13 protein-coding genes and 1 riboswitch are annotated in these 17,241 nt (G+C 71.6%); of the genes, 4 read left to right on the forward strand and 9 right to left on the reverse strand.

The genetic code is table 11. The features are described from left to right. Positions 1 to 4 precede the first annotated feature (4 nt). Positions 5 to 958: a lipoyl synthase gene (gene lipA / locus ACYVAQ_RS14755; RefSeq protein WP_460790885.1), complete on the forward strand. Its 954-nt coding sequence runs from the start codon at positions 5 to 7 to the stop codon at positions 956 to 958. Positions 959 to 980: 22 nt separating this feature from the next. After that, entirely contained in the window at positions 981 to 1,685 is a 705-nt protein-coding gene (locus ACYVAQ_RS14760; protein ID WP_460790888.1) for a DUF4191 domain-containing protein, read from the forward strand. A gap of 12 nt (positions 1,686 to 1,697) precedes the next feature. Here the strand turns inward: ACYVAQ_RS14760 and ACYVAQ_RS14765 are convergent, their stop codons facing one another. From ACYVAQ_RS14765 to ACYVAQ_RS14780, 4 genes are all read right to left on the reverse strand, one after another. Next, the gene (locus tag ACYVAQ_RS14765; RefSeq protein WP_460790892.1) at positions 1,698 to 4,586 is read right to left on the reverse strand and encodes a helix-turn-helix transcriptional regulator; all 2,889 of its coding nucleotides are present in this window, start codon (positions 4,584 to 4,586) and stop codon (positions 1,698 to 1,700) included. A 50-nt stretch (positions 4,587 to 4,636) separates the two neighbouring features. After that, positions 4,637 to 4,822 (reverse strand): hypothetical protein, encoded by a 186-nt coding sequence (locus ACYVAQ_RS14770; protein WP_460790894.1) that lies wholly within the window; start codon positions 4,820 to 4,822, stop codon positions 4,637 to 4,639. Positions 4,823 to 4,921: 99 nt separating this feature from the next. Then, positions 4,922 to 5,788, reverse strand: a complete 867-nt coding sequence (locus ACYVAQ_RS14775) for a DUF6612 family protein (protein ID WP_460790896.1) — start codon at positions 5,786 to 5,788, stop codon at positions 4,922 to 4,924. A gap of 23 nt (positions 5,789 to 5,811) precedes the next feature. Next, positions 5,812 to 6,267, reverse strand: coding sequence for an RDD family protein (locus ACYVAQ_RS14780; protein WP_460790898.1), 456 nt, complete (start codon positions 6,265 to 6,267; stop codon positions 5,812 to 5,814). 169 nt (positions 6,268 to 6,436) lie between these two features. Between ACYVAQ_RS14780 and ACYVAQ_RS14785 the strand changes: the two genes are divergently transcribed. Then, on the forward strand, positions 6,437 to 8,614 hold the full coding sequence (locus ACYVAQ_RS14785) for a glutamine synthetase III family protein (RefSeq protein WP_460790900.1): 2,178 nt from the start codon (positions 6,437 to 6,439) through the stop codon (positions 8,612 to 8,614). 61 nt (positions 8,615 to 8,675) lie between these two features. Here ACYVAQ_RS14785 and atzF read toward each other — a convergent pair whose 3' ends face one another. From atzF to ACYVAQ_RS14810, 5 genes are read right to left on the reverse strand one after another with little or no spacing between them, the layout of a single operon-like run. Beyond that, positions 8,676 to 10,271 (reverse strand): allophanate hydrolase, encoded by a 1,596-nt coding sequence (gene atzF, locus ACYVAQ_RS14790; RefSeq protein WP_460790903.1) that lies wholly within the window; start codon positions 10,269 to 10,271, stop codon positions 8,676 to 8,678. Continuing rightward, positions 10,268 to 12,313, reverse strand: coding sequence for a 5-oxoprolinase/urea amidolyase family protein (locus tag ACYVAQ_RS14795; RefSeq protein WP_460790905.1), 2,046 nt, complete (start codon positions 12,311 to 12,313; stop codon positions 10,268 to 10,270). The genes atzF and ACYVAQ_RS14795 overlap by 4 nt, the downstream gene beginning before the upstream one ends. After that, positions 12,310 to 12,927, reverse strand: a complete 618-nt coding sequence (locus ACYVAQ_RS14800) for a DUF1989 domain-containing protein (RefSeq protein WP_460790908.1) — start codon at positions 12,925 to 12,927, stop codon at positions 12,310 to 12,312. Before ACYVAQ_RS14800 ends, ACYVAQ_RS14795 begins: the two co-directional genes overlap by 4 nt. Next, entirely contained in the window at positions 12,924 to 13,628 is a 705-nt protein-coding gene (locus ACYVAQ_RS14805; RefSeq protein ID WP_460790910.1) for a DUF1989 domain-containing protein, read from the reverse strand. Before ACYVAQ_RS14805 ends, ACYVAQ_RS14800 begins: the two co-directional genes overlap by 4 nt. After that, entirely contained in the window at positions 13,625 to 15,181 is a 1,557-nt protein-coding gene (locus tag ACYVAQ_RS14810; RefSeq protein ID WP_460790912.1) for an APC family permease, read from the reverse strand. Before ACYVAQ_RS14810 ends, ACYVAQ_RS14805 begins: the two co-directional genes overlap by 4 nt. Positions 15,182 to 15,235: 54 nt before the next feature. Continuing rightward, a riboswitch (guanidine-I (ykkC/yxkD leader) is annotated at positions 15,236 to 15,333 on the reverse strand. 126 nt (positions 15,334 to 15,459) lie between these two features. Between ACYVAQ_RS14810 and glnA the strand changes: the two genes are divergently transcribed. After that, complete coding sequence (gene glnA, locus ACYVAQ_RS14815; RefSeq protein WP_460790914.1) at positions 15,460 to 16,878, forward strand: type I glutamate--ammonia ligase; 1,419 nt, start codon at positions 15,460 to 15,462, stop codon at positions 16,876 to 16,878. Positions 16,879 to 17,241 lie beyond the last annotated feature (363 nt).

Raw genomic sequence — 17,241 nt, forward strand, 5'->3', positions numbered from 1 at the left:
TCCTGTGACCACCTCCCCCGACGGCAGGAAGCTTCTCCGACTCGAGGTGCGCAATGCGGAGACCCCGATCGAACGCAAGCCGTCGTGGATCAAGACCCGCGCGAAGATGGGTCCGGAGTACACCGCCCTGCACAACCTGGTGAAGTCCGAGGGGCTGCACACGGTCTGCCAGGAGGCGGGCTGCCCGAACATCTTCGAGTGCTGGGAGGACCGCGAGGCCACCTTCCTCATCGGCGGTGACCAGTGCACCCGGCGCTGCGACTTCTGCCAGATCGACACCGGCAAGCCCCAGCCCCTGGACCGCGACGAGCCCCGTCGGGTGGCCGAGTCCGTGCAGAAGATGGGCCTGAGGTACGCCACGATCACCGGTGTCGCGCGCGACGACCTGCCCGACGGTGGTGCGTGGTTGTACGCCGAGACGGTGCGGGCGATCCACGAGCTCAACCCGGGCACGGGGGTGGAGAACCTGGTGCCGGACTTCAACGGCGACCCCGACCTGCTGGCCGAGGTGTTCGAGTCGCGTCCGGAGGTGCTGGCGCACAACCTGGAGACGGTGCCGCGGATCTTCAAGCGGATCCGGCCCGCGTTCCGCTACGAGCGCTCGCTGGGGGTGTTGACGGCGGCGCGGGAGTTCGGGCTGGTGACGAAGTCGAACCTGATCCTGGGCATGGGCGAGACCCGTGAGGAGGTCTCGCAGGCGTTGCGGGACCTGCACGAGGCGGGGTGTGACCTCGTCACGATCACCCAGTACCTGCGCCCGAGCCTGCGGCACCACCCGGTGGAGCGGTGGGTGAAGCCGGAGGAGTTCGTGGAGCTGCAGGCCGAGGCCGAGGAGATCGGCTTCGCCGGTGCGTTGTCCGGCCCGCTCGTCCGTTCGTCGTACCGTGCCGGGCGCCTGTACCGTCAGGCAGCCGCCCTTCGACAGGCTCAGGGACCGGTTTCGGTCGCGGCCAACTGAACTACAGGAGAAGCCTCACCCGATGTCGACCGTCGACCCCACCCAGATGAACCGTCGCCAGCAGGTCCGCGAGACCTTCCGGATGACCCGCCAGGTCGACCCCGCGGTCACCTGGTGGATGCTCGGCGCGTTCGTCGTCGGCGCGGCCGTCGGCTTCTCGGTCATCTACCTCCCGAGCGGCCACAGCGTGGTCAGCCTCGTCCTCGGCATCGTCGCCGGCCTGCTGCTCGGCTTCCTGCTGACGATGGTCGTCTTCAGCCGTCGCGCGCAGAAGGCCGTCTACCTGCAGCTCGAGGGCCAGGTCGGCGCGGCCGCACGCGCCCTGTCCATGCTGCGCAAGGGCTGGAACGTCGAGCAGGTCGTCGGCTTCACCAAGCAGCAGGACCTCGTGCACCGCGTGGTGGGCCCTCCCGGCATCGTCCTGGTCGCCGAGGGCAACCCGAACCGGATCAAGCCGGTGCTGGTCAGCGAGCACAAGAAGCACGAGCGGGTCGCCGGCGACTACCCGGTCCGCGACGTGATCGTGGGCAACGAGGAGGGCCAGGTCCCGCTGCCGAAGCTGGTCCGGCACATCCAGAAGCTCGGCCGTGACGTGAAGCCCGCCGAGATCACCGACCTGCTCAACCGGCTGCGCGCGCTGGACTCCCAGCGCGGCAAGGCGCCGATCCCGAAGGGCCCCGTGCCCACCTCGATGAAGGGCCAGCGAGGCAACCTCCGCGGCCGCTGAGCCGGGCTCGAATCACAGACCCAGGTCGCGGGCGAGCGCGCCCGCCTCGGTGCGATTCGCCGCGCCCAGCTTGGCCAGGATGTTCGAGACGTGCACCGACGCCGTCTTGACGCTGATGAACAGCTCGTCGGCGATGGTCTGGTTCGTCGCGCCGCGGGCGACGAGCGCCAGCACCTCCCGCTCGCGCGCGGTGAGCCCGTGGTCGAGCACGCCGGCCACCTGGTCCCGGGCCATCCCGGGCAGCCGCACCCGCGCACGTCGCGCTGACCGCTCCAGGTCCGCGGCGAGGACCGACCCGATCGACCGGGCGCGCTCCCAGGCGGGCACGAGCACCTCGGTCGGGTCGGCGCCCTCGGCGTGGAGCGCGGCGGCGAGCCGCCAGGCGACGTAGAGCCCGTCGGCGGCCGGCGGCGAGTCGCAGGGTACGTCGAGCACGGCCTGCCAGGTCGCGGCAGTGTCCTCGCCGGCGGCGCGGGCGGCCTCGGCGCGCACCAGCAGCAGCAGACGCTCGCGCTCCGCGCGTGCGGCCTCGAGCAGTCGGCCGTCCTCGGGCACCACGAGGCGGGACGCCAGCTCGCCGATGCCGGCCGCCGCGCCCTCCGCTGCCGCGGGGTCGGCGAGCGCCTGGTCCGCCAGGGCCCGGGCCGCCACCGGGTAGTGGACCACCGTGACGGCGTCGGCCGGCAGGTCGACGAGGGTCGCGACACCCTTCTTGACCAGCTGGTCGTCGTCGGTGCCGATGCCGACCATCAGCTCGATCCAGGCCATCGGCGCCTCCCACATCGGGCCGACGATGCCACCGGAGGCGACGAGCCCGTCCAGGCAGGCCCGTGCGTCGTCGTACCGACCGCGCAGGCCCGCGAGGATCCCCTCGTTGACCCAGCGGAAGGTGCGGATCATGCCGGCGTGCCTGCTGAAGCGCAGGCGGCGCAGGACGACCGCGGCGCCGTCCCAGTCGCCGGTGCGCACGAGCATCCAGCACAGGTTGAGGCGCTGGAAGTCGAGCAGCGCTCCGACGACGCCGCGCTCCTCGCAGAGGGCGACGGTCTCGACGCAGACCTGATCCGACTCGGTGATCCGGCCGACGGACTCGAGTGCCGTGGAGAGGTTGGCGCCGGCGTGCAGGTAGGCGTCGAGGTCACCGTCGGCCAGCGCGAGATCGAGCGCCTCACGGCAGTAGGCGAGCCCGCGCTCGACGTCCCGCTCGCCGATCGCCAGTGCCGTACCGGCGGCCTCGAGCGCGCGACGCTCGCCCCACCGCGAGCCGTGCTGACGCGCCATGGCCAGTGCTTCGAGCCCGGACGCCTCGGCAGTGTCGTAGTCGGCCATGACGACCGCCTTCATCGCCCGCTGGGCCAACAGGCAGGCACGATCGGGCCCCGGCTCGGCGCCGATGCCACCGGGGCCGAGTGCCCGCTCCACGAGCCGCCGGCCGGCCTCGGCCTCACCCACGATCCACAGCATCTCGGCCTGCAGCCGGGTCGCACGGGACATCCGGTCGACGTCGGTCGGGTCGATCAGCGCGAGGGCGCGGTCGTAGTGCGCCCGGGCCACCGCGTTCGCACCGACCCGGGTCGCGGCCAGCCCGGCGTCGACGAGCAGGTCGGCGACGAGCGGCCCGTCGGCGCCCTCCCGCACGCGGTCCGCCAGGCTGACCGCGCGTTCGTAGTGGACGTGAGCCTCGATGATGGCGTAGCTGTCGCTGGCACGCTGCGCGGCTCGGATCGACGCGGCGTACGCCGTCTCGAGGTCGCCGGCCTGCTCGGCGTGGAACGCGATCTCCCCCGCTGCCGCCTGCGCCCCGCCCTCGGCCAGCCCGGGATCCGCCACCAGAGCCTCGGCGATCCGCTGGTGCAGCGCGATCCGGTCGCCGGCCAGCAGTCGGGCGTAGGCCGCCTCCTGGAGCAGCGCGTGGCGGAACGAGTAGCCCCGCGGGTCGACCACCAGCGCGCCGTCCTCGACGGCGGTCCGCAGCCCACCGGACAGGGCGGCGGGTGACAGGTCCGCCACGCGCTCCACCAGCGCGTGCGACGCGCGTCGGCCGATGGCCGCGACGATCTCCACCACGGCCCACGCCGGCGCCGGGAGCCGGTCCAGCCGTGCACCCAGCACGTCGTCGAGCGCTGCCGGCAGCGCGGTGCCCTGCTCGGCGTACGCCGCCACCAGCTCCTCGACGAAGAAGGGGTTCCCCTCAGCACGGTCGACGATCTGGTGCAGCGGGAGCGAGGAGGCCGCGTCGGAGGCCAGCGAGGCGACGAGCTCGGCCACGTCGTCGTCGCCCAGGGGCCGGACGTCGACCCGGGCGACGTTCGGCAGCCGTCCGAGCTCGGCGAGCAGCGGGCGGAGCGGGTGCGCCCGGCGCATCTCGTCGCTGCGCAGGGTCAGCACGACCAGGACGCGCGGGGGCGCCGCCACCGCCAGGAAGCGGACCAGGTCGAGCGTCGAGGCGTCGGCCCAGTGCAGGTCCTCGACCACCAGGACGGCCGGGCCGTCGGGGGCGAGCCGCGCGAGCAAGGCGGGTACCGCCTCGAACAGGCGGAGCGGGTCCTGCGCGATCCCGCCGGGATCGGCCGTGCTCAGCCGCGGCACCAGGGCCAGCAACGGCGCAGCCGGACCCTCGAGCAGCTCGGCGGTGGCGTCGTCGCCCCGCTCGGCGGCGAGGCGCCGCAGCGCCGCCGCGAGCGGGAGGAAGGGGACGGCGGCCTGGCTGAGCTCGACACAGCCGCCGACCAGCGCCGGTGCCTCCGGGTGCGTGGCGAGGAGCTCGGAGACCAGGCGGGTCTTGCCGGCGCCCGCCTCGCCGGCGACCAGGACGACCCGGCCCTCGGTCGCGGCGGCGAGCGCGTCCTCGAGCGCCTGGAGCTCAGGCGCGCGGCCCACCAGCGGCGCTCGCGAACGCATGTCCCCGAGTATGCCGTCGACGGGGACGGCCGCGCCGGGCATCGCGGATCTCAGTGCGCGAAGATCGCGGCGAGCCGGGGCCGGCGGACGGCCGCCTCCTGGCGGGCGACGACCGCGCGGGCGCGCTCGTCCTTGCGGGCCTCGCGAGCGAGCTTGGCCAGCCGGTGCTGCTCGGCGGCACGGATGCGGTCCCGGGTGGTGGTGCGGACGATGTCGGAGGCGAAGGTGACGTGCATGGCGGGCTCCTCAGTGAGTGGTGCTGACTGAGGACGACGTTCGCCCTAAGGCCCCGCCTCCGACATCGGGAGATCTCGCTAAGTCGGTGCGGCGCTACCTCAGCCGCCCAGGCCGGGAGCGGTGGTGACCTGGCTGGCCGGCGGCGCCTGGACGTCGACCTTCTTGCCGAAGTCGCTCAGCAGCGTCGTCATCGAGCCGGTGCCGAAGTCGACCACCGTCTTGACCGCGCGGCCCTGGTCGTCGACCCAGATGTCCTCGTTCGCGCTCGACGGGACGTTCCCGGCCGCGCTGCTCGGCAGGTTGGGGAACATCTTCGCCATGGCGGCCTTGAGGTCGACGGTCATCCGGTAGTGCTTCGCCGACGCACCGCTGACGGTGTCGGGACCGACGTACGTCGCCGTGGTGATGTACGACGACATCTTGTCCATCAGGCCGAGCGGGTTGGTCAGGGCGTCGCTCATGCCGGAGCCGCCCATCATCTGGCTCATCTGGGCGATGTCGAGCTTGATCCACTTGCCGGACGGGCTCATCTGAGGAGCCTTCATGTACATCACGCCGTCGACGAGCATCTCGTCGATCTTGGTCGTGCCCATGGTCATGGTCATGCTCATCGCGAGCGGGCTCATCTGCACGTCGGCGTCCGCGTGCATCTGGATGGTCCTGCCGGCTGCCGTGGTGTTCATCGACAGGGTCTCGTGGGCGGTGCCGATCGAGCTCATGCCGCTCTTGATGATGGCGGCCATGTCGGCCGCGCTGAGCGTGGAGCCGGTCGCGACGCTGGGGGCGCTCGAGCCCCCGGCCGGCGACGAGGCGGCCGTCGTCGTCGACGTGGCCGACGTGGTGGAGCTCGAGCCGGCCGCGAGCGGGCTGTCGTTGCCGCTGCCACAGGCGGCGAGGCCCGTGACCAGGAGGGCGGCGACGGCGCTCGCGGAGGTACGACGGACGAGGGCTGAGGATGCGCGCATGTGCGCGAGCCTACGTGCTGGTCCTATCGCCCGCGCGGACCCATGAGGCTGCGCATCGTGGCGAAGGTGACCGTCGACGTACCGGCCGCGAGGTCGTGCAGACCGCGGCCGTCGTTGCGGAACACCAGCGGCGGGATGACGAGCAGGATCAGGATCTGGCGCAGCATGATCTTGGCCGGGTTCAGGCGACGCAGCCGCCCGTCCGCGGGGATCACGCAGAGACCGGTCAGCAGCTTGCCGAGGGAGCCGCCGCCGAGCCAGGTCATGACCGTCGACTCGCAGACGAAGGCGATGGTGACCCAGCTGGTCGAGCTCGGGTCGGGGTTGTCGTGGGTGAACAGCGTGACGAACGGGATCGCGCTGGGGCCCACGAACGCGGCCACGACGAGGGTGCAGATCAGCCAGTCGACGAACAACGCCAGCATCCGCCGGATCCACGGGGCGTCGGGAACGGCGGCAGCAGGAGTCGTCGCGGGCACCGGATCAGGGTAGGGCCGTGAGCCAGGTCACCCAGCGGTCGGCCCTGGTCCGCGACTTGTTTACATTCCCGAAACAATCGAGCAACTCCGTGAAACGTGGGATTCGTAGCCTCCGGCTCGAACCCACCGTCGACCGGACGCGCACGCGCGCGTTCCTGGAGGAGTGCACATGACCGCCAACCCGACCCGCCTGGGTGCGATCCGCGAGATCGAGGCCAACGAGGCGCCCGCCGCGTTCTTCGACGGCAAGGGCGACTCGCCCGAGATCTTCGGCGAGAACGTCTTCTCGCTCCCGGTCATGGCCAAGCGCCTCCCGAAGTCGGTCTACAAGTCGGTCGCCGCCACCATCGAGAAGGGCGAGAAGCTCGACCCGGCCATCGCCGACGTCGTCGCCGCCGCGATGAAGGACTGGGCGATGGAGAAGGGCGTGACGCACTACGCGCACGTCTTCTACCCGCTCACCGGCCTGACCGCCGAGAAGCACGACTCCTTCATGGAGCCGGTCGGCGACGGCACGGCCATCTGGGAGTTCCAGGGCAAGATCCTCGTCCAGGGCGAGCCGGACGCGTCGTCGTTCCCCAACGGCGGCATCCGCGCCACCTTCGAGGCACGCGGCTACACCGGCTGGGACGTCCAGTCGCCGGCGTACATCCTCGAGAGCGCCAACGGCTCCACCCTCTGCATCCCGACGATCTTCGTCTCGATGACCGGTGAGGCCCTCGACTACAAGACCCCGCTGCTGCGCTCGCAGAACGCGATGTCGGACCAGGCCAAGCGCGTCCTGGCCCTCTTCGGCCACAAGGACATCGACAACGTCGTGTCCTACTGCGGCCCGGAGCAGGAGTACTTCCTGGTCGACACCTCCTTCGTCAACGCCCGCCCCGACCTGCTCAACGCGGGCCGCACCCTGTTCGGCGCCAAGCCGCCCAAGGGCCAGGAGTTCGACGACCACTACTTCGGTGCGATCCCGGAGCGCGTCCAGAACTTCATGTTCGACACCGAGCGCGCGCTGTTCAAGCTCGGCGTCCCGGCGAAGACCCGTCACAACGAGGTCGCGCCCGGCCAGTTCGAGATCGCGCCGGTCTTCGAGAAGGCCAACCTGGCCGCCGACCACCAGCAGCTGATCATGTCGACGTTCAAGGCGATCGCGAAGCGTCACGGCTTCGAGGCGCTCTTCCACGAGAAGCCGTTCGCGGGCGTCAACGGCTCCGGCAAGCACGTCAACTTCTCCTTCGGCAACAACAACCAGGGCAACTTCCTCAACCCCGGCGACAACCCGCACGACAACGCGCAGTTCCTGGTGTTCTGCGCCGCCGTGATCCGCGCTGTCCACCTGTACGGCGGCCTGCTCCGCGTCTCGATCGCCTCGGCCGGCAACGACCACCGCCTCGGCGCCAACGAGGCCCCGCCGGCCATCATCTCGATCTTCCTCGGCGACCAGCTGCAGGACGTCTTCGAGCAGATCGCGAAGGGCGGTGCGACCTCCTCGAAGCAGAAGGGTGTGCTGTCCGTCGGTGTCGACAGCCTCCCGGTCCTCACCCAGGACGCCGGCGACCGCAACCGCACCTCGCCGATGGCGTTCACGGGCAACCGCTTCGAGTTCCGTGCCGTCGGCTCGGCCCAGACCGTCGCCGCCCCGCTCGTCATCATCAACACGATCATGGCCGAGGCGCTCGACTACCTGGCGACCGAGATCGAGGCCGCCGTCGCCGCCGGCACCGAGTTCAACGCCGCCGTCCAGGCCGTTCTCGCGAAGGTCATCGAGCAGCACGGCGCCGCGGTGTTCAACGGCAACGGCTACTCGACCGAGTGGCACGAGGAGGCCGTGAACCGTGGCCTGAAGAAGCTCGACACGACGGTCGACGCGCTCCCGGAGTACCAGACCCCGGAGGCCAAGGAGCTCTTCAGCAAGTACGGCGTCTTCAACGAGGCCGAGCTCGAGGCCCGTTACGAGGTCGCCCTCGAGCAGTACCTGATGGCGATCAACGTCGAGGCGAACCTGACCGGTGAGATCGCCAAGACCACGATCCTGCCGGCCGCGCTCCGCTACCAGACCGAGCTCGCCGCCAACGCCGCCGCGCTCAAGGCCGCCGGCATCGAGCCCGACACCGCCGACCTGCACACCGTGACCGGCATGATCACCGCCCTGCGTGCCGGTGTGGCCGCGCTGGACGCCTCCAAGGCGAGCGCCCACGAGCTCGAGGGTCTGGACGAGGCGAAGCACTACCGCGACGTGGTGCTGCCCGCCATGCTGCAGATCCGCGAGGCGGCCGACGAGATCGAGACGTTCATCGCCGACGACCTGTGGCCGCTGCCGACGTACCAGGAGATGCTCTTCATCCGCTGACGCAAGCCGAACGCGATGAGGGCCGGGGGTGATCCCCCGGCCCTCGCTGCGTCTCCCCCGCTCAGCGCGAGGCGAGCCAGGCGCGCCAGCCGCCGTGTGCGGTGATGTCGCGCTCTGGATCGACGGCGTCGGCCGTCGCGACGAACCCCGTCACCTGCCGGCCGTCGGCGAGCCGGACCGGGCCGAGGCCCAGGGGCGGGGCGATGGTGGCCAGGAAGCCGGCGACGGCCGGGTCCGGCAGGGCCCAGAGCTCGACCTCGAGCCCGGGGCCGTCCGACCCATCGGGCACGCGGGTCACGCCGGGGCGTGGGACGGGTCCCTCGACCACGTACATGCGGTACGACGGGTCGGTGCTCGTGGTCTCCACGAGGACCCCACCACGGGCCACCAGGTCGGCGTTGAGCGGCTGCCCCGACAGATGCGCTCCGGCCACCGCGAGCACGGTCCACCCGGGCCGCTCCCCCGGCTCGGGGACCGGTGCGCCGAGCCACGTGGCCGCGAGGTCGAGCAGCAGCAGGTCGCCCGCCGCGGGTGCGAGCAGCTGGACGCCGAAGGGCAGGCCGTCCTCGCGGCGCGGCCCGGGCACGGCGATCGCGCACAGGTCGAGCAGGTTCGTCATGTTGGTGAACGTGCCCAGCCTGCTGTTGACGCCGACCGGGTCCGCGGCGATCTCCGCGAGGGTCGGGTGGGTCGGGGTGACGGGGAGCAGCAGCGCGTCCGCGACCTCCCACACCGGACGCGTCCGGGCCTCGAGCTCGGCGAGCCGGTGGAACCCGGCGAAGGCGTCGACCGCGCTGGACCGGGCGCCGGCGACGATCGCCCGCACCGTCGGGTCGACGGCGGGGTCCTCGTCGAGCGCGTCCCCGAAGGCGAGCTGGCGCTCGGCCACCCAGGGCCCCTCGTAGAGCAGCCGGGCGGCCTGGAGGAAGGCGTCGACCGGGACCTCGACGACGTCGTAGAGCTTGCCCGCGAGGAGCAGTGCCTCCTCCCAGGCCGCCGCGTGCTGCGGGTCGAGGTCGAGCGGACCGTCCGGGACCCCCACCACGGGGCGGGCCGGTGTGGGCCTCTGCGCCAGGGACCGGCTGTAGGGGTCGGTCGGGTCCGGCTGGGCGAGCACGGTGAGCACCCGCCGCGCCGTACCGAGGTCGCGGGCGAAGACGGACACGCAGTCCAGCGAGCGGCAGGCGGCCACCACGCCGGTCGTCGAGACGAGGCCCTTGGACGGCTTGACGCCGATCACCTCGTTGAACGCGGCCGGCACCCGGCCGCTGCCGGCGGTGTCGGTGCCGAGGGCGAAGTCCACCTCGCCGCGCGCGACGGCCACGCCGCTGCCCGAGCTGGAGCCGCCGCTCGCGTGGAGCGGCGAGAAGACCGACGTACAGGCGCCGTACGGCGAGCGCGTGCCGACCAGGCCGGTGGCGTACTGGTCGAGGTTGGTCTTCCCCACGGGCACCGCACCGGCGGCGAGCAGGAGGCCGACCGCGGTGGCCGACGTCGTCGCGGGCGTCGTGCGCCGCGGGTCGGCGGCCGTGGTCGGCACCCCCACCAGGTCGATGTTGTCCTTGATCGCGAAGCGCAGCCCGGTCAGCGGGCCGTCGGTCGCGGCGAGCGCCGTACCGACGTCCTCGGGGACACGGCTGATCCACACCGCGCTCATGCGCCCCACCGCTTCCGCTCGGCCTCGAACGCGGCCCTGCGGGTCGACCGGACCGCTGCAATCTCGTCGGCGGCCGCGGCCTCGATGGCCCGCACCTCGGCGATGCCGAAGGTCGCCGGGCGCGTGACGAGGTCGGCGCGGCCGGCCTTCATCTCGGCGCGGTGGAAGGCGAGCTCCTCGACGGTCACCGGCACGAACCGGAGCCGGTCGAAGGGCCGGAGCAGCCAGGGCTGCGGGTCGCGGTCGGGCTGGTCAGCGAGCAGCCGCCAGATCGGCACCGTGCGGCCGACGAGCTGGTAGCCGCCCGGCCCCTCCATGCCGTAGACGCACAGGTAGATGCCGCCGATGCCGACGGCGTTCTGCGGGGTCCAGGTGCGCGCAGGGTTGTACTTGGTCGTGACCAGGCGGTCCCGCGGGTCGATCGGCACGGCCACGGGCGCGCCGAGGTAGACGTCGCCCAGCCCCACGACGAGGTACGTCGCCCGCGCGACCACGTCGAAGACCTCGTCACGCTCGGCGAGGTCGTTGACCCGGCGGATGAACTCGACGTTGTCGGGGTTCCACGGTGCGGTCGGGTTGACCGTGCGGTAGCGCCGCATGGCCTCGTGCGCCTCGGGGTGGTCGAACGCGATCGGCAGGAACACCTCGCGCACCGGGAGCTCGACGGTCGCCGGGTCGGCGAGGCCGTCGGCCAGGGTGACGAGGAGCTCCGCGAGCGCCGTCAGCCCGAGGACGTCGTCGTCGACGCGGACGAGCACCGACCGCACGCCCTCGACGACCTCGGTGACGCCGACCAGGTGCTCGCCGCGCAGTGCCTCGGCGAGCAGGTGGATCCAGACCCGGATGGTCAGGTCGAGCTCGGTGGGTCCCGCCTCGACGAGCAGGTGCCGGTCGCCGGAGCGGCGGATCGTGAACGCGGGTGCCGCGCCCCGGGCCTCGCAGGAGGCCAGGGGTTCCGGTCGCGCGCACGAGGCGGCTGCGTGGGCCGCCGTACCGGCGGTGGCGCGAGGGCGCGGGGTGCTCGCCCCCGCCACCGGCCGCAGCGACGCCAGCAGGTCGCGTCGCTGCGCCATGGCCGCGTCCGCCTCCTCCGGCGTCACGGGCACGAGGCGCACGGTGTCGCCGGGCCGGAGCTGACCGAGCTGCCACTGGTCGGCGCCGATGACGACCGCCGCGACGACGAAGCCTCCCAGCGACGGGCCGTCCTTGCCGACGATGACGGGGGTGTCCCCGGAGAGCATGATCCCGCCCACCGGGTAGGCGGAGTCGTGCAGGTTGGACGGGTGCAGGCCGGCCTCGCCGCCGTCGGTCCGTGCCCACCGCGGCGACGGGCCGAGCAGCCGGATGCCGGTGCGGTCGGCACGGTGGTCCACGGTCCAGGTCGCGGCGAACAGCTCCGCCACGCCGTCCTCGGTGAGGTAGTCCGGCGCGCCCTGCGGCCCGGGGATCACCCGGAGCGACCAGTCGGTCACCAGGTCCGGCAGGTGCCCGCCGACGCACGTCGGGGCGAGCAGGTTCTCCTCCCGGCCGAGCGCGAGGACGTCGCCCGCCCGCAGCGGACGGCCCTCGACTCCCCCGAACTCACCGAGCACGAAGGTCGCCCGCGACCCGAGCACCCGCGGTACGTCGATCCCACCGCGCACCGCGACGTACCCACGCATGCCGGGGCCGTCGACCGGGCCCACGTCGAGGACCTGGCCGGCCCGCACCCGGCGTACCTCACCGACCGGGAGGGGACGGCCGTCGACGGTCGCCGACGTGATGCCGCCGCCGAGACAGACGAGGCGGTCGGCGTCGAAGCGCAGCACCGGCCCGCGGACCACGCACTCCAGCCCGGCGGCGAGGTGCGGGTTGCCGACAGCCGCGCTGACGAGGGTGAACGTCAGCTCGTCGTACGCACCGGAGGGCGGGACGCCCACACCCCAGTAGCCGGGCCGGCCCTCGGCGTCCTGGACGGTGGTCTGGACGCCCGGGTCGACGACGGTGATGGCGGCGGTCGCCCTCAGCTGCGGCGCGATCGGGACGCTGGCGAGCGCGGTCATGCCCACCACCCCTCGAGCTTGACCGGGGTGGGGTTCCAGCCGTTGCAGGGGTTGTTGAGCTGCGGGCAGTTGGACAGCAGGTACCAGATGTCGCGCGAGGCGGTCAGCTCGACGTACCGGCCCGGGGCGGAGAGCCCGTCGTCGAAGTGCAGGTCGCCGTCCGGGCTGACCGGCACGTTCATGAAGAAGTTGATGTTGTGCCCGAGCTCGCGGGGCCCGATGCCGACCTGGGCGCCGTACGCGAGGAAGGTCTGGCGGCAGGCGTGCTGGTGGCGGGTGTGCTCGCCGTACCGGATGACGTTGGACTCCTGCGCGCACGCGCCACCGATGGTGTCGTGACGGCCCACCGTGTCATCGGTGATGACGGCCAGCTCGTCGAGCCGCGTGGAGAGCAGCCGCGAGCCGGTGGTCAAGTAGACCGCGCCCTGCTCGCGGACGGTGTCGAAGGCGGAGTAGCGGTTGCGGACGTCGGCCGCGTCGAAGAGCAGCGAGTCCGCCGCCTGGTTGCCCTCGAGGTCGACGATGCGCAGGCGGCCGCCGGCCGGGACCCGCACGAGGGCACCATCGCCGGCCCCGACGACGAGCTCGTACGTCGGGGTGGGGGTCGCGCTCATGCCAGGACCCTCCGGCTCATCTCGAGCGCCCGGGCGCTCTCGTCGCGCCAGGACCACGACGGATCGTCGTCGGGGTCGGGTGGATCGGCGAGCGCCACGTCGATGCGTACGCCGGCCGGGGCGTACTCCCCCGGGTCGAGCGGGTGCGGCGCCGTGGAGAGTACGAGCAGCACGTCGACCTCGGTGCGCAGGGTGACCGTGTCACCGGCGCGCGAGTGGCCGCCGGCGTACGTGAGGCTGGCGCGGCTGTCGTCGGCGACGTCGACCCGGCTGAAGAAGCTGACCGGTCCGTGCAGATCGCGCTCGTCCATGCCGTGCTTGGTGAGCTCGCTGACCAGGCCGGTGCGTGCCGAGCGGCGCCAGTCGTTGCGGTCGTCCTGGTAGGTGGATCCGCCGAAGCGGGCGAGGTGGGCGTCGTGGCCGAAGCCGCCGAGGGCGTCGTGCCAGTCGAGGGTGGAGCCGGTGACGGATGCGAGCGCGAGGCCGCGGTCCGACATCAGGACCATCGGCGGCGTGATGCGAGCGGACATCTGGGCCTTGAGCGTGTCCGGGACGTTGAGCCGGTCGATCCGGTCGGCCGCGAAGATCAGCACCGAGCAGCAGGCGTCGTCGCCGAGGGCGGTCAGGGTCACTGTGCGGTGGGCGCGGACCGGCGTGGACCACGCCGCTCCCCCGGGGACCTCGTGGGAGAACAGCGTCATGCCGCCTCCCCCGCCATGGCGCCGAACCCCACCGCGGTGCGGTACGCCGAGCGCTTCGACCGGTAGGCCAGGTAGCCCAGGCCGTAGGTGAGCGCCAGGACGATGACCGGGAGGTAGTGGACGAACCAGCCCTCGCCGAACGGGTCGTAGACCTCGGCGCGCGGCAGGCCCAGGTTGACCGCCATCAGGACCTGGAAGATCACCGCGGCGGCGTTCACGGCGAGACCGGCTCGGCCGAGGCTGAACAGCGGCTTGCCGTCCTCGTCAGCGCCGCCGGTGGGCAGACGGCCGGCGATCCGTGCGATCAGCAGCGGGACCGTCACCAGCAGGTAGGCGATGTAGAGCAGCATGATGCAGACGCTGGTCAGCGCGAGGAAGAGGCCGGCGTTGCCGATGTTCACCACCAGGCACAGCGCCGCCCCGACGCCGGGGACGACCGTCGCGAGCAGCGGGGTGCCGAAGCGCGGCGAGACCTTGGCCAGCTGGTCCGAGGCCGGCAGCACGTGGTCGCGGGCCATCGAGAAGATCATCCGAGCGGCGGCGGTCTGGATCGCGAGGGTGCACACGGTCACGGCGACGGCGACGTCGAGCAGCAGCAGCTTGCCCCAGAAGGTGCCGAGCTGGCTGGTGATCACGTAGGGCAGGCCGCCAACGCCGAGGTTGCCGTCGGTCAGGCTCGGTGCGGCCATCAGCGCGGCGACGATGACGAACGCACCGCCCACGCCGGACAGGACCACGGCGCGGATGATCGTCCGAGGCGTGGTGGCGCGCGGCTTGTGGGTCTCCTCGGCCAGCTCGCCCGCGGAGTCGAAGCCGACCAGCACGTAGGCGGCCATCAGCGCGGAGACGAGCAGCGGGACGACGTACCCGGTCGAGTGGTCGAGGCCGACGTGGTGCAGGACGACGCCCGGACCGCGCTCGTGGTGGACGAGCAGGAGCACGACGAGCAGCACGATGCCGACAAGCTCGCAGGTGACGCCGACGCTGTTGACGATCGCGGTGACGCGGACGGACAGCGCGTTGAGCAGGGTCGTGACGACCAGGAGCGCGACGCCGAGGACGACCGCGTTGGCGGCGCCGTCGCTGCTCGCCACCGAGGTCTGGGTGCCGACGAGCTGGAAGCCGCTCCACACGCTGGGGAGCACGACCTGCAGCGCGATCGCGGCAGCGGCCAGGGTGATGATCTGCGCGATCACCATCGTCCAGCCGGCGAACCAGCCGACCGTCGTACCTCCCAAGCGGCGGGACCACTGGAAGATGGCGCCGGACAGCGGGTAGCGGGCTGCGAGCTCGGCGAAGCAGAGGGCGACCAGCAGCTGGCCGGCGAAGACGGCGGGCCAGGTCCAGAAGAACGCCGTACCGCCGAAGGAGTAGCCGAGCCCGAAGAGCTGGAAGACGGTGGTCATGATCGAGACGAAGGAGAAGCCGGCGGCGAAGGAGGCGTACGAGCCGACCCGGCGTACCAGCTCGGGGCGGTAGCCCAGGGCGGTGAGGTCGGCGTCGCTGACGCGGTCGGCGGTGGCCGTGGTGGCCCGGGCGGAGTGGTCGTTCACGAGTGGTACCTCCTCGGAGGAGGACCCGGGTGCAGCGCACGGCGGGCCCCTTCGGCCTCCCGGGCTTTTGTCCCGCCGTGGAACGAGGTGCTTCCCCGTCTCCCCTCTCGGACCAGGCCTGCCGGAGCAGCGGAACCCTAGGGGCGCCCCGCCGGGTTGGCGGGTCACGTCTATTCCAGGGCGGCCAGATTTCCTCGTCCGCGTCGCGAGGTTAAAGGTGTGTTACGCGTCTCACGGCGCCCTCGGAGGCCGTTCGGGGCGGGAGTAGGGTGCCCACCATGTTCAACAACAGCGACGAACTTCTGAAGTTCATCAAGGACGAGGGCGTCGAGATGGTCGACGTCCGTTTCTGCGACCTGCCCGGCATCATGCAGCACTTCACGGTGCCGGTCTCGTCCTTCGACCAGTCCGTCTTCGACGACGGCCTCGGCTTCGACGGGTCCTCGATCCGCGGCTTCCAGGCCATCAACGAGTCCGACATGGCGCTCTTCCCGGACCCGACGACGGCGTACGTCGATCCGTTCCGCAAGCGCAAGACGCTGAACATGAACTTCTTCATCCACGACCCGATCACCGGTGAGGCCTACTCGCGCGACCCGCGCAACATCGCCAAGAAGGCGCTGGCCTACCTCGCCTCGACCGGCATCGCGGACACCGCGTTCTTCGCCCCCGAGGCGGAGTTCTACATCTTCGACCAGGTCCGCTACTCGACCGGCGCGAACGAGGGCTACTACCACATCGACTCGATCGAGGGCTGGTGGAACTCGGGCGCCGAGGGCGACAACCTCGGCTACAAGACCCGGTTCAAGGGCGGGTACTTCCCGGTCGAGCCGTACGACCACTACTCGGACCTGCGCGCCGACATGAGCGCCAACCTCGAGGCCGTCGGCCTGCAGGTCGAGCGGGCCCACCACGAGGTCGGCACGGCCGGCCAGGCGGAGATCAACTACCGCTTCGACACGCTGCTCAAGGCCGCCGACGATGTCATGAAGTTCAAGTACATCATCAAGAACACCGCGTGGGAGCAGGGCAAGTCGGTCACCTTCATGCCGAAGCCGATCTTCGGCGACAACGGCTCGGGCATGCACGTGCACCAGTCGCTGTGGAAGGACGGGGCTCCCCTGTTCTACGACGAGACCGGGTACGCCGGCCTCTCCGACACCGCCCGCTGGTACATCGGCGGCATCCTGCGCCACGCGCCCGCGGTCCTCGCCTTCACCAACCCGACGGTGAACTCCTTCCACCGCCTGGTGCCGGGCTACGAGGCCCCGATCTCGCTGGTCTACTCCTCGCGCAACCGCTCGGCCTCGGTCCGCATCCCGATCACGGGCACCAACCCGAAGGCGAAGCGCATCGAGACCCGCTTCCCCGACCCGTCGGCCAACCCGTACCTGGCGTTCTCCGCGCTCATGCTGGCCGGCCTCGACGGCGTACAGAACAAGATCGAGCCGGCTGCCCCGATCGACAAGGACATCTACGAGCTCCCGCCGGACGAGATGGCCGAGATCGCCCAGGTGCCCACGTCCCTCGGTGCCGTCCTGGAGGCCCTCGAGGCCGACCACGACTTCCTCACCAAGGGCGACGTGTTCACCCCGGACCTGATCGAGACCTGGGTCGACTACAAGCGCACCCACGAGATCGCCCCGGTCCAGCTGCGGCCCCACCCGCACGAGTTCGAGCTCTACTACGACATCTAGTCCCGCGTGGGCGATGCCCACCGGATGAGTGCCTGAAGACGGCCCCTGACCTGCCAAGACACCTTCCAACGTCTTCCAGTGTCAGGGGCCGTTTCTCGTTGCTCTGCGGCCCAGTGCGGCCCACGGGACTGGGCGGCGCCCAAAGCGAGAGGGTGCGCATGGCGGACACCAGCGCAGCATTCCGCCCACAATGGGGCACGTCGAGATGTCACCGATCCATGCAGCGGACACGCCCACCACAAACCAGGAGTGGCGGCGCCCTAGCCCTTCCGAATCACGGGTCGGGGTGACAGGTCGACGTCTCTGACTGCTTGACCGCGGTTGGTCAGGCAGCAGTCTGTCGGATGCGGCGCTTTAGTTCCT

This window comes from Nocardioides maradonensis (genome assembly GCF_054777115.1).